At 71.0% G+C, this 12,975-nt stretch carries 13 protein-coding genes; 5 read left to right on the plus strand and 8 right to left on the minus strand.

Annotated features, from left to right (window positions below; genetic code table 11):
• The first annotated feature begins 258 nt into the window (after positions 1 to 258).
• Positions 259 to 1,152 carry an isocitrate lyase/PEP mutase family protein gene (locus VH969_RS15865; protein WP_331974782.1) on the plus strand — a complete coding sequence of 298 codons (894 nt, stop codon included), beginning with the start codon at positions 259 to 261 and terminating at the stop codon, positions 1,150 to 1,152.
• 165 nt (positions 1,153 to 1,317) lie between these two features.
• Here VH969_RS15865 and VH969_RS15870 read toward each other — a convergent pair whose 3' ends face one another.
• The 7 genes from VH969_RS15870 to VH969_RS15900 all read right to left on the minus strand — a co-directional run bounded on the left by VH969_RS15870 (position 1,318) and on the right by VH969_RS15900 (position 8,364).
• Positions 1,318 to 2,160: a DUF2207 domain-containing protein gene (locus VH969_RS15870; RefSeq protein WP_331974784.1), complete on the minus strand. Its 843-nt coding sequence runs from the start codon at positions 2,158 to 2,160 to the stop codon at positions 1,318 to 1,320.
• A gap of 72 nt (positions 2,161 to 2,232) precedes the next feature.
• Positions 2,233 to 4,602 (minus strand): ABC transporter permease, encoded by a 2,370-nt coding sequence (locus tag VH969_RS15875; protein WP_331974786.1) that lies wholly within the window; start codon positions 4,600 to 4,602, stop codon positions 2,233 to 2,235.
• 5 nt (positions 4,603 to 4,607) lie between these two features.
• Entirely contained in the window at positions 4,608 to 5,357 is a 750-nt protein-coding gene (locus tag VH969_RS15880; RefSeq protein ID WP_331974788.1) for an ABC transporter ATP-binding protein, read from the minus strand.
• A complete protein-coding gene (locus VH969_RS15885; protein ID WP_331974790.1) occupies positions 5,354 to 5,977 on the minus strand; it encodes a TetR/AcrR family transcriptional regulator in 624 nt (207 codons plus the stop codon). The genes VH969_RS15880 and VH969_RS15885 overlap by 4 nt, the downstream gene beginning before the upstream one ends.
• 109 nt (positions 5,978 to 6,086) lie before the next feature.
• Positions 6,087 to 6,497 carry a hypothetical protein gene (locus VH969_RS15890; protein WP_331974792.1) on the minus strand — a complete coding sequence of 137 codons (411 nt, stop codon included), beginning with the start codon at positions 6,495 to 6,497 and terminating at the stop codon, positions 6,087 to 6,089.
• Between the two features lie 80 nt (positions 6,498 to 6,577).
• Positions 6,578 to 7,477, minus strand: a complete 900-nt coding sequence (locus VH969_RS15895) for a serine hydrolase (protein WP_331974794.1) — start codon at positions 7,475 to 7,477, stop codon at positions 6,578 to 6,580.
• Positions 7,477 to 8,364: a LysR family transcriptional regulator gene (locus tag VH969_RS15900; protein ID WP_331974796.1), complete on the minus strand. Its 888-nt coding sequence runs from the start codon at positions 8,362 to 8,364 to the stop codon at positions 7,477 to 7,479. The genes VH969_RS15895 and VH969_RS15900 overlap by 1 nt, the downstream gene beginning before the upstream one ends.
• 112 nt (positions 8,365 to 8,476) lie before the next feature.
• Here VH969_RS15900 and bla point away from each other — a divergent pair, with 112 nt between their 5' ends.
• The 4 genes from bla to VH969_RS15920 all read left to right on the plus strand — a co-directional run bounded on the left by bla (position 8,477) and on the right by VH969_RS15920 (position 11,858).
• Positions 8,477 to 9,436 (plus strand): class A beta-lactamase, encoded by a 960-nt coding sequence (bla, locus tag VH969_RS15905; RefSeq protein WP_331974798.1) that lies wholly within the window; start codon positions 8,477 to 8,479, stop codon positions 9,434 to 9,436.
• Positions 9,437 to 9,489: 53 nt separating this feature from the next.
• Positions 9,490 to 10,011, plus strand: a complete 522-nt coding sequence (locus VH969_RS15910) for a D-alanyl-D-alanine carboxypeptidase family protein (RefSeq protein WP_331974800.1) — start codon at positions 9,490 to 9,492, stop codon at positions 10,009 to 10,011.
• 45 nt (positions 10,012 to 10,056) lie between these two features.
• Positions 10,057 to 10,203, plus strand: coding sequence for a hypothetical protein (locus VH969_RS15915; RefSeq protein ID WP_331974802.1), 147 nt, complete (start codon positions 10,057 to 10,059; stop codon positions 10,201 to 10,203).
• 215 nt (positions 10,204 to 10,418) lie between these two features.
• Positions 10,419 to 11,858: a PI-PLC domain-containing protein gene (locus VH969_RS15920; protein WP_331974804.1), complete on the plus strand. Its 1,440-nt coding sequence runs from the start codon at positions 10,419 to 10,421 to the stop codon at positions 11,856 to 11,858.
• 25 nt (positions 11,859 to 11,883) lie between these two features.
• Here VH969_RS15920 and VH969_RS15925 read toward each other — a convergent pair whose 3' ends face one another.
• A complete protein-coding gene (locus VH969_RS15925; RefSeq protein WP_331974806.1) occupies positions 11,884 to 12,684 on the minus strand; it encodes a hypothetical protein in 801 nt (266 codons plus the stop codon).
• Positions 12,685 to 12,975: the final 291 nt, after the last annotated feature.

Genomic DNA, 12,975 nt, shown 5'->3' on the forward strand with positions numbered 1-12,975 from the left:
CGGCCGCCACGATCTCCTGCTCCCTCATCACGAACTCCTCCGCGCTGTCCGGTCCGGTTCCGCATGCGCGTACCCACGTGCGTCGGATCGACACACGAGCCGGGCGAGCACGGCGTTTCCACCGGTGGCCGGCGGGTACGCGCCGGGCGGCGGGCTCGCCAGGACTCGCCTGGCTCGGTGCACCCGGCAAGCGCGAAAGCTAGGTTGACACCGACGGCCGGTGGGCAGGCCATCGGCCGGCCTAAGGAGGACGGCCGGATGGCACTGCTGCTCGGACCGGCCGGCGGCGGGCCGGCGTCGCTGCGTGCACTGCTCTCCAGGGGCGACACGGTCGTGGCGCCGGGTGCCTATGACGTCCTGAGCGCGCGACTGGTCGAGGCGGCCGGGTTTCCGGCGGTGTACATGACCGGTTTCGGGGTCAGCGCGTCGCTGATCGGGCGGCCGGACGTGGGATTGCTGACCATGACCGAGATGGTCGACAGCGCGCGGCGGATCTGCTCGGCGGTCGAAGTGCCGGTGATCGCGGACGCGGACACCGGGTACGGCAACGCGTTGAACGTGGTGCGCACGGTCCGCGAGTACGAGGCGGCCGGGGTGGCCGGCATCCACCTCGAGGACCAGGTGGCGCCGAAGCGTTGCGGGCACCTGGAGGGCAAGCAGGTCGTGCCGGCGGAGGTGATGGTCGACCGGGTACGGGCGGCGGTCGACGCCAGACGCGACCGGGACTTCGTGCTGATCGCCCGCACGGATGCCCGCGCCGTGGAGGGCTTGGCCGCCGCGCTCGACCGCGCGGCGCGATACCGCGAGGCCGGCGCGGACATGTTGTTCGTCGAGGCGCCGCAGTCGCACGAGGAGATCGAGACGGTGGCCACCGAGCTCGCCGGTGTGCCGTTGCTGTTCAACTGGGCCGAAGGTGGCAAGACCCCGCCCGTGCCGCTGGACCGCTTGCGGGAGCTCGGTTTCCGGCTGGTGATCTGTCCCATCTCCGCGCTGCTGGCCGCCACGTCCGCGGTGCGGTCGGTGCTGAGCCGGATCGCCGCGGACGGCACGCCGGTCGACGTCGTCCGCGAGCTGCCCCGGTTCGGCGAGTTCGTCGACCTGATCGGCCTCGCGGAGGTGAACGACCTCGCGGAGAGGTACGGCAATGGCTGAGCACCTCGCCGACGCCTGCCACCGGATTGACCTTCCCGCCCCACCAACACGCCAATGAGGTTCTCGCGTGGCTCACGGACAACCCCACCGCCCAGAAAGGGAGCTCCGTGCACGTCGGATGAGCTAGGCCCAAGATCGCTGCGGCACGGATTGCCCGGCCAGGTTTCACGACCTGCGCCGCAACAGGCTGCCGCCGAACCGTATGGCGCCACCGGCGAAGACGACCAGCAGCACCAGCGTGAACCAGGAGAAGGAGCCGCCGCTCGCGCGTTCCACCTCTCCGTTCGAGAGATCGGGCATGACCTCCGTCTTCTCCCTTGGCACCGCAACGTTTCCCGGTAGCTCGACAGACGTGCGCATCCGGTCGTAGCTGCTGATCCGGTCCACGGCAAAGTGTGCGGTGGAACCGCTGGACTCCGTCGTCGTGCACCGGTTGCCCCCGCGACCCGTCACGCCGTAACCGGTCAGACAGTCGGCATCCCCGACCTGGCCCGGCACGGTCACCGTCACGTCGGCGTGATCGATCGGGACATTCTCGCTGGTGTCCGCGAGATCCCACTCCAGCACCGGCACACCGTCGCGCTTGGTGACCAGGCCCCCGATCCGGTACTGGAGATGGACGTCGTGCTCGCCGGTGATCCGCTCACCCGACTCGCCGACCCGCAGCACGATCTTCGCCGGCGAGGGCCGCTCCCGGGCGACCGCCACGGGCCGGCCATCCAGGGCGGCCGAGGCCTGATCGACGTCCACGGTCCGCACGACATCGGGCGGTGCGTCCCTTGCCGCCGGGGAATACCACCGCGGCAGCATCCGGATGGCACCGTCCCCGGAGGCGCCGAAGTCGTAGGTGATCTCCTCCGTGACAGACAACATCCCGTCGGCGTCCAGTTCCGCCCGGACGACGTAGCTGAGCATGCGCTCGTCCTCCGGCGCGCCCTGCGCGACCCCGGGAGAGACGGCGGAGCCGGCAAGGGCAACGCAGACACACAGCACGCCGAACTTGGCCATACCGCACTATGACAGCGGCTGGGCACGCCACGGAGCGGATCGAAAAAACGAGCGGGGAGTCCACCGGTTCGGTCAGGTCGCGCGTTCGCGCACCACCCGGGCGATGTCCATCCGCCGGATCGCGCGGGTCGCCGGCCACTGTGACAGCGTCGCCGCGGCCAGCACGCCGATGGCGGCCGCGGGCAGTGCCCACCAGCCGAGCCGCAGGTCGAAGTGGAACAGGTCGCTCGCGAACGAGTCGAGGAAGCCGCGTGCGGCGAGCACACCGAGCAGCAGACCGAGCGGGAGGCCGAGGATGGTGGCGAGCAGGTTCTCGGTGGCAAGGGTGCTCGCGACCCGGCGCAGCGGGACACCCGCGGTACGCAACGTCGCCAGCTCGTTCGTCCGCTCCACGACGTTGACCGCCATGGTCACGTAGATCACCGCGAAGGCGAGGATCCCGCCCAGCACGATCATGATGCCGATGAACGCCCACAGCAGCCCGAGGTACTGGTCGACGGACGCGACGACCGCGTGCGAGTCGGCGTAGGCGACGACGCCGGACAACCTGGTGATCCGCTGCCGCATGGTGTCGCGGTCGACATCGCCGGCGAACCGGATGAGGTAGGTGGCGGTCCCGGCGTCCGGCAACGCGCTTGCGGCGACATCGTTGGTCGCGTAGATGGCGGTGCCCATCGGCTCGTCGAGTAGGCCGGCGAGCCGTACCCGGGCGATGCCGTGCTCGGTGCGCAGCACGATCGTGTCGCCGACCGCGACGTCCAGCTGGTCGGCGAGGCCGGCTCCGGCGAGCACGCCGTCGGGCGGCAGGTCGGTCCACCCGCCGTCAGTCGTGCGGAATCCGTGCATCGAGGTGTTCGGCTTGAAGCCGCTGAGCGTCGTGGCGTAGCTGTGCCCGCCGTGCGCCGCGGTCACCGGCCCGGTCCGCGTCGACTCGACCGCGGCGACGCCGTGCGCGGAACGGAGCTGCCGGACGATGTCGTGCGCTGGGTCGTGCGCCGGGCCGTGCGCCGGGTCGTTCGTGGAGACGTCCGCGGTGACTGTCGCGTCCTGCCGCTGGATCTGGTCGAACTGCTCGTCCAGCGCGTCGGACAGGCTGGTCAGCATGCCGACCGAGGCGAGCACGAGGATCAGCGCCAAAACGGTGCCCAGCATCGTCGCCGCGGTGCGCCGCCGGCTGCGGAACACGTCCCGCAACGCCATGCGGGTGGACACCGGGAGCCGGGCGAGGCGGGCCACGAACCGGCTCCACCGTCCGGGCAGCCGGGACGCCGTGGCGTTGCGCATCGCGTCGGCCGGCACCGTGCGTGCCGCGGCCAGTGCCGGCGCGGCGGCCCCGCTGAGGCCGACGACCACGCCGAACGCGAGGCCGATGACCGCGAGCTCCGGATGCCCGCTGACGATGGTGTCCGGGATGCCGAGCGCATCGGTGTACCCGCGGGTGAGCAGGCCAGTGGCCAGCACGCCCAGCACCACCCCGGTCACGGCACCGATCAGCCCGATCAGCAGCCCCTGCAACAGGTAGTGCCGCACCAGCCGGCCGCGACGCGCACCGGAGGCCATCAGCGTGCCGATGATCGGACGCTCCGCCAGCACCCGCCGGGCGAGCAGAACATACGAGGCGACCGCGGCCGCGGTGAGGAACAGCAGGGGGAATGCCACCGACAGCTCGTCGAACCCGGCCAGGTCCTCGTGGAGCGCAGCGTTGGACGGCTGGTCCGCCCGGGTCGAGACGTCAACCGCGCCTGCGTCCCGCATCGCCCGCGCGACCGCGGCGGCGCGCTGCGGGGAAGCAGCCGGCGGGAGTGTGACCAGGGTCTGGTTGGGCCCGGTCGCCGACCATCGCTCGACGACCTGCTGCGGGACGAACAGCACCGCGAAAGCGTGCGGGTCGCTGAGGACCTCCTGGCGGCTACGGGCCGGCCACAGGTACTCGGCGGACACGGCCACCCCGCGCACCGTCACCGGATGCCAGCCGCCGGCGGCGAACACTCGCACCCGGTCGCCGACGTGCAACCCGAACGTATCCGCGGCGTGCCGCTCGACGAGCACGCCGTCGGGAGCGGCCGAGCTCAGGTATTCGCCCTCGCGCACGTCCACGTCGTCGACAGCCGGCCGGTCCGTGCCGGGAAGACCGACCACCCGGCCGAGCAGCTTCGTGCCGCCGATCAGCAGCGGCGGATCGATCTGGGTGCGGGCGGTAGTGCCCGCGGCGCCGGCCGAGCGGGCCGCGGCGGCCACGTCCGCGGCGTCCCCACCGGTGGCGACCAGGTCGGCGAAGTGCAGCCGGTCATAGGTGTGGGCGTAGGAGCCGCTCAGGTTGCGGAACGCGCCGGCGCTGGCGATGTACAGCGCAACCCCGAGCAAGATCGTGACGGCGACCGCCACCACCTGGGCGCGTTGGCGGCGCAGGTCCCGGACGGCTTTGTGACTGGTGGCGCGCACGGCGCTCACCACGTCACGTCGGTGGCGTCGGCGGGGCTGTCGTTGCGCCTCGTCTCGGTGATCCGGCCGTCCACGACGGTGATCACCCGGTCCGCGATCCGGGCGACCGACGCGTTGTGGGTGACGATCACGACCGTGCGCCCCTCCCGGTGCAGCGTCTGCAGCAACGCGAGGATCTGTCGGCCGGTCGCGAGGTCGAGCGCGCCGGTCGGCTCGTCGGCGAGCAGGATGCCGGGCTCGGTCGCGAGCGCACGGGCCAGCGCCACGCGCTGCTGCTGACCGCCGGAGAGCTGCGCGGGGAAGTTGTCCGCCCGGTCGGCGAGCCCGACGGCGTCAAGCAACGCCGGCACGCGCTTCCGGTCACCCTTGCCGGTCAGCTCGACGATCACCTCGACGTTCTCCCGTGCGGTCAACGTCGGGATCAAGTTGAAGAACTGGAACACGAAGCCGATGTGGTCGCGCCGGAACCCGGACAGATCCCTCGGGCTGCGCCCGGAGATGTCCTCGCCCGCAACCGTCACCCGCCCCTCGGTGGTGGACTCGATCCCGCCCGCGATGTTGACCAGGGTCGTCTTGCCCGATCCGCTCGGCCCCAGCACGACGACCAGCTCACCCGAGTCGATATCGAGATCGACGCCCCGCAACGCGTGCACGGCGGCGTCGCCGGTGCCGTACACCTTCGTCACGCCGCGCAAAGACATACCGCGTCGCCCGACGTCCGGACGTCCCGCGGCCGACTCGGTCCTGACACTCATCGTTCCTCCCCATGGAAAACGCCCTCGGTGTATGCCGAGAGCACGTCGGTCGCCCACCGCCGGAGCCCGTCCTCGCCGAGTGGATCGACGCCCAGCACATCGGCGAGGTGGTCACGTAGCAGCACGACGGCGAGATCGTTGATCATGAGAAACGCGGCGCGGACCGCCGGGTCGGCCGTGGGCCGCATGATGCCGGCGGCGACCAGCTGGTCGACCATCACCGTGCTCATGTCGAAGACGCGGCGGAACAGCGCCCGGCCCGCAACATCGCCGGACAGCAAGAGCCGCCGCAGGTACGCCGGCACCGCGGAGCCCTCGGGAAGGTGAGCTCGCAGCAGCTCGGCGAAGCTCGAGACGGCCCGGGGCCCACCCTCCGCCAGCGGGGCGGGATCCTCGGTGACGCTCGACAGCATCGCGTCGAAAAGCCCGGCGACATGCTCGTCCACCACCTCCCGCAGCCCCTGCTTGGAGCCGTAGTGGTGGACGACCAACGCGGGTGAGACGCCCGCGGCCGCGGCGATCTGCCGAACCGTCACCGCGTCCGGCCCGTGCTCGGCGAACAGGGCAAGCGCCCGGTCGCGAATCACGGCACGGGCAGTCAGGTCTTCGGCACCAAACACACGTTCAGCATACTGAACGTGTGTTTAGTCCGCCAGCCTCGCCCATCCCCGGCTCATGCGTGGGGCATCAGCTCGGTGCGCTCGGCGCCCCGGGGTTGGTCAGCGGTGATCAGTATTCGTCGCGGCCGGTGAAGCGGCGCTCCAGGTCCTCTGCCGCCGACGCGACCAGATCCAGTGGATCCGTGAACTCGTTGATGTCGAGATTGATCAATGGCAGGGAGTGGCGCAGCACGACGTAGTCACCCATCACCACGACCCCACCGACCACGGTCGTGTCCCCGACCTCGGTGAGCACCTCGCGCAGGTCGACTTGATCGACCATTGCGAACGGCGTGGCGATCTGCACCCAGTCCTCCTTCTGATCAAGGACTTCGTGCGCGACCACCATGATCTGCCGCCGGCCGAGAATGTCGTCCTGATCCTTGACGAACGACACACGAATGCGCACTTCGTCTGGTTCGAACCGGATCACGTCATAGCTGAGCCTGATGTAGGCGACGAGATCGCCCCAGTCCGCCAAACCAGTCTCCGTTCGTCCACCACCGACGACGGGAGTCTAGCCGGATGGCCGCGGCGGGCACTGGCGAGGAATTCCACTCACTACAGCCGCAGCTGGTCGCGGAGTGTGCGGGCGACGTGCGCCATCACCGCGTCGGCGCCTGGTTGGGTCGCCGCCGGCACACGAGACTCGGTGAGGGCGGCGACGGCGAACGCCTGTCCGTCGGCGTGCTCGACCACGCCTACCTCGTGCCGGAAGTTGAGCAGGGTGCCGGTCTTCGACGACCAGCGGGAGGCGTCGGAGGCGAAGTCGGGAGTCAACCGGTGCCGTACCAGGTTGTCGCCCATCAGCTCGCGGACCCGCGCCGCGACCGCGGGCCGGATCGTCGTCGGCCGCCACAGTCCGGCCAACAGGTCCACGAAGGCCCGGGCCGAGCCGGCGTTCGCGCGGCTGATGTCGAGCTGGGCGACCGGGTGGCCGCGTCCTGTTTTCGCCGCTTCGATGGCGAGGGAATGGGCAAGATGCGTGTCCGTCGGCGCGAACCGCTCGGCCGGCGTCTGCATGAGGTCGGCCATGAGGTGGCGTACGACGATGCCGTCGAACCCGAGCCGCCGCAGCTCCGCGGTCACGGCGGCCGGCGGGGTGAGGGCGAACAGCGCGTCGGACGCGGTGCCGTCGCTGATCGCGATGCTGAGGTAGAGCAGGTCGTCGAGCGCGACCGAGGCCGGGTGCCGGAACTTGCTCAGGCCGGTCGGTCCCGGTGTGCCGACGCGGCCGGGCTGCACCGTGATCGGGGTGGCGGCGTCAAGCTCGCCTCGCTCGACGCGCTCCAGGGTGGCGATCGCGAGCGGGACCTTGACCAGCGACGCGACCGGGACCGTCACGTCGGCGTCGATCCCGAGCTCGTCACCGGTGTCGAGGTCACGCACGAGGAACGAGCCGCGCAGGCCGGCGTCGTCCAGCGCTTCCCGGGCCTCGCGCAGGACGCTGGTCATGCCCATCACGACGCCCCTCCGGCCGGCGCGCCGAGGCAGCCGCCGATCGAGGTGAGCGGGAGGGCTCGGATCCGCTCGGCGTCGTCGTGGAGCGCGGCCGCGATGTCATACCCGCGGGCGAGGTCCAGCTCGCCGATGGGCCGCCAGTGCAGGCCGAGGTCGGCGGCCTGACTCGGTGAGCAGAGCAGGAAGTCGGTGGTGGCGAGCACCTCGGCTGCGCCCGCGACGAGTGAGGTCGCCGCGGTCACCTGGGCGGGTTGCAGCCCGAGGGCGTCGCGGAGCCGGGTGAGGCGGTCGCGGACATGGGGCACGTCGTCCTCCGGCTGGATCCAGATGCGCCGCCGGCGAGCGGCCCGGCCGCCGCGGACGACCCGGAGTGTCTCCACGTAGACCGTGTCGGCGCCCTGGTCGGTGCGGGCGGCGAGGCCCAGCGGCACGCGCCAGGTCCCCTCGTCGGCTGGCACCGCGACGAGCGCGGCGCGCACCTCGAGGGTACGGACCTTCTCCGCCCGCTCCGCCGGTCCGGCCGGGTGCAGGTCGAGCACGAGGTCGTGCCGGCGCGCGTCTGCGACGAGCCCGGCCAGCAGTCGCGGCGCGCACACGGCCGGTACGGCCATCCGCAGCGGCCGCAGCCTGGCGCGTTCGGCGTCGTGTGCCAAGGTCTCGGCGACCTCGACGAGACGCCTGGCCGACGGCAGCAGCTCCCGGCCGAACGGGGTCAGCGTGACGGTGCGCGAAGACCGGTCGAACAGGCGGGCGCCGAAGTGCCGCTCGAGCGCCGCGACGCGTCTGCTGGCGACGGACTGCGGGATCCGCGCCGCTGCGGCTCCGACGGTGAAGCTGCCGTATCCGCTGACGGCCACGAACGCCTGACAGGCCGCGACGACATCCACGACGCAACACTATGCCAATCGAGCATTGATTCCCGCACTTCTGTCTTGGACGGCATCCGTCTTCCGGTGCGAAGCTCCTCCGCGGCCATCCCGGCGAGAGAAAGGCGACGCGATGAGGTTCGGCTCCGCCCGGCGCGGCTACCTGGTGGTCACGGCCGTGCTCGTCCTCGTGCCGCTCGGCGGCTGCCGAGCCGACGAGCACACCGCGCTACCCCGAGCGGAGCGCGCCACGACGTCTCCGGCGCGGGAGACCGACCCGCCGGCTACCGCACCGGCGGTGGTCCGCGAGCTCGACCGGTTGGAGGCCGAGTTCGACGCGCGCCTCGGGGTCTATGCCGTCGACACGGGGTCCGGCCGGACGATCGAGCACCGCGCCGACGAACGGTTCGCCTTCGCGTCGACGTTCAAGGCGCTCGCGGCCGGGGCGCTGCTGGCGCGGGCAGCACCGGCGGATCTCAGCCGCACGATCTCCATCGCCGCCTCGGATCTCCAGCCCAACTCGCCCGTCACCGAACGACATGTCGGCGAGGGCATGCCGCTCCGCGACGTGCTCGCGGCGGCCGTGCGGTACAGCGACAACACCGCCGCCAACCTGATGTTCGCCGAGCTCGGCGGCCCAGCAGGGCTCGAGAAGGACTTGCGGGACCTCGGTGATCGGGTCACGGAGATCGACCGCGTCGAACCCGCGCTCAGCGAGGCGAGACCGGGCGACAAACGCGACACGACCACTCCGCGGGCCTTCGCCGCCGACATCCGGAGCTACGTCCTCGGCGACGTACTGCCAGTCGATGATCGCGCCCTGCTGACCGGGTGGCTGCGCACCAACCTGACCGGTGACGAGCTCATCAGGGCCGGCATCCCGGCCGGCTGGGTGGTCGGCGACAAGACCGGCACCGGCGGCTACGGCACGCGCAACGACATCGCCGTGGTGTGGCCGCCCCGCCGCGCGCCCATCGTGCTCGCGATCATGTCCAGCCGGGACGAGGCGGACGCCCCCCACGACAACGCGCTGATCGCGCGCGCCGCACGGACGACTGTCATGGCACTGAGCTCCCGGCCCGCGCCTCGATGACCGGGAGAACGGCGACACGCGCACCGCTGGCACTCGTGCTCACAATCGCCTTCGTGGCCGCGCTGGGTGCCGCCACCGGGCGGCTCCCGTACGCGTACGAACGGATTCCCGGTCAGCCGACCGCGATCCTCGAAGAGGTCCCGGGCGCAGACACCGGACCGGTCTGCCCGCTCGACAAGCGCTACGTCGACGAGCAACCCGATGGCCTGCGGCCGGACGTCCTGGACGCCTGGCGGCGGCTACGGGCCGAGGCGAAGCGGCAAGGGGGCACATTGTGCCTGCAGGACAGCAAGCGGAGCATGCGTCAGCAGCAACGAGAGTTCGCCGACGCCGTCCGTCGGTTCGGCACGCCGGAACAGGCCGCGAAATACGTCCTGCCACCGGAAAAGTCTATGCACGTCAAGGGAATCGCGGTCGACGTGCAGCCCTACGCCTCGGCGCGCTGGGTGGAACGCAACGGGCGCGCACTGGGGTGGTGCCGCCAGTACGAGAACGAGTACTGGCACTTCGAGTACACCCATGACAACGCGACGCGCGGATGCCCGCCATTGCGGCCGAGCGCCACCGGAACCTGAGCCAACTTCGCGCGGGTCTGTCCGTATCAAATGGACACGAACCGCGTGGTTCTCGCGAGCGTCCGCCGCGCCGAGCTCGCGGCCGAAGCCGCGGCGGCCCGACGAGCCGCCACCCTCCGCGAGAAGTCACCCGACCAGCCATCGTCGACCACCGGCCGCCGGATCCCCGCACACCGCACGGCCACCGCCTGACATCTGAGGGACCTTCGCCGAACCTGTGGTGAATTTCGTTCGGCGACGCGGTCGGACTGACTTGCGCGGGTTGGCCAACCGACGTTCGGTGCGCCGCGGTTACTGGCAACTGTGAGGAACGAAGGTCTGTTGTCGCCTCGATTCCGAAGACAGCCGCGGCGCGGGCCGGGCACGATGGTGAGGCCGTGCGTCATAGTCGAGCTGAGGGACTTCCCATGCCCCGTCGTCGCTCTCGTCCCGTGGTCGCGTTGTGCGCGTCAGTCGCCCTGGTACTCGGTGGGCTTGGTGCGGCGCAGGCAATCGGTGCCGGCGAGTCCGCCGCGCAGCCGTTCACCTCGGCCGTCTTCCGGGCCACGCACAACAGCTACTCCGGCGACGTCGACGGCGCGAAGGGCTCGCTGACCTACCAGCTCGACCACGGTGTCCGGTTCGTCGAGCTGGACGTACACGACAACGGCTACGCCGCCAACCACGACTACTCCATCGGTCATGGTTCGCCCGGTGACCAGGTGGACCATGCCGGCAACCCGGCATCGAACCTGCTGGCGGACTGGCTGAACGTGGTCGCGTCCTGGTCGGCCGCCCATCCTGGCCACGCGCCGCTGGTGGTCATGCTCGACCTGAAGGACGACCTCACCGACAACCACTCCGACGCGGACGGGAACCTGACCGCGCTCAACCGCGAGCTGCGGACCGCGTTCGGGTCGACGCTGCTCCAAGCGGCGAACTATCCGACCGGCTCCACAGTGGACAGCCTGCGCGGCAGGGTACTCACCCTGCTGTCCGGCAACCAGACCACCCGTCTCGAGTACCGGCGCGACCTGGGGGCCCACCCGGCGGTGGCCATCAACGGGAACGGCCAGATCGTCGAGGTGCACGACTCCGGCCACGGCACGCTGTGGTACTGGTCCGGCACCTACGGCGCCGACGGAGTCGTCACCTGGCTGCGGCACGGCTACTACGACACCGGCACGACACCCGCGGTCACCCTCAACGACAACGGCTGGCTCGTCGAGGTGCACCAGTCGCAGACCGCCACCACACTCTGGTACCGCGTCGGGCATCTCGGCGCGGACGGCGAGATCAGCTGGTCGGCCAGTCACCAGTACGACAACGGTGTCCTGCCCACCGTGCGGTTCACCAGCCCGGCCGCCAACACCGTGCGCGAGATCCATCGCAGCCAGTCCAACAACCAGAACTGGACATGGAACGGCGCGCTGGACACCGGCACGCGAACGGTCGCCTGGAGCGGCAACGCCACCACGTCCAGCCCGCGCTACGACAAGTCCACCTCGGTCAGCGGCACCAGGTCCGTCCACACCTACGCCGCCGCCGACGGTCCCACCCCCGCGGACACGCTGCGCTACACCACCGATCGCGTCACCGGCGGCCGGATCCGCTACCAGCAAACGGCTTTCGACGAGTACCAGCAGGGCGACACCGCCGAACTGCAGCAGGGCGCGCTGTTCTACGGCGCACCCGCTACCGCGAAGGACTTCATCGTCTCCGCACGCAGCACCGGCCACCTCGTCCGCGGATGGGACTTCGACTCCGCGAACCTCGCGACCACCCCGCTCGCGAACTATCCGGCCACCAACACGCCTTACGCGTCCTGGTACCAGACCCTGCTCACGCAGGCCGGCGCGGACCAATAGCCGGGACGCCCGGGGCGGGCTACGGTCATCGGGCGGGCTGGATCACCGCGCTGACCTCGAACTGCTCCCACCCGATCCCGGCCAGCACGTCGTGCGTCGGCTGGTCCATCACGACCAGGTCCACCGCCGGCAGGTTGCGCGGACCGCCGAGACCGGCCGTGGCCACGACCGCCTCGGGATGGCTGGTCCACAACGCCTCGAGCTCGCGGGTGACCTGCTTGCGGCGAGTGATGCTCTGCTCGGTGCGGGTCACGCACAAGTTCCCGTCGTAGAGCGGCGCCAGGTCGCGGCGGGCGTCATCGAGGTCGCCCTCGACCACGCCGACGACGAGGATCTGCTTGGCGGCCGGCCAGTCCGGTCCCCCGTCCCGCTCCTGCTCGGCATCGGCGTAGACGACCCATTGCGCGCCGAACCGGTCCGGCTGCTGCTCGGTATAAGCCGCGAGCCGGTCGGCGTCGAACGGTGGGAGTTCGTTGTTGCGCTTCCAGCCGCCGGGCGGACGCGGGCAGGGCACCTCGTCCGCGGCCGGCGGGGCGGGTTCGTCCGGGGTGAAGGGACGCTGCTCGGTGACGGCGATCGTCCGGTCCCGCCAGACGCCGCGCAGCTGCGCGTAGCCGAACGAGACACCTTCGGCGGCGTCCCGCTCGCTGAGCCGGTCCACGTCGATCCCGGTCACGACGACCGCGCGGGGATCGTCGGCACATGCCGGCGCCTTGCGCTGCGGGGACGCGATGTCGGGTTGCGCGAACGGCGGGCAGAACACCATCGGCCGGCCGGGCGCGGCGACCACGACACCCCTCGCCACCACCTCGTCCCCGTTGCGCACCAACAGATCCGGCCCGACCGGCTCGCTGGCGGGCGAGGTCCGGCCACCACCCGCGGACCCGGAACCACGGTTGACCACAAGCACGACGCCGGCGACTACGAGAGCGGCACCACCCGCGATGGCGGCCGGTGCCAGCCAACGACGCAAGAACGAACGACCGCGTCTGTCACTCATATCCGTAAGACGCCGTGGCCGCCGAAACCGTTACACCGACTCCACCGTGCGAACACAGCGCTCGCCGGCGAGCCGGGAGGCCGAGATGGCCGGTGACGGCGGTCCCCGCCGTCACCG

It is taken from the genome of Actinophytocola sp., from assembly GCF_036555685.1.
Classification (GTDB): Bacteria; Actinomycetota; Actinomycetes; order Mycobacteriales; family Pseudonocardiaceae; genus Actinophytocola.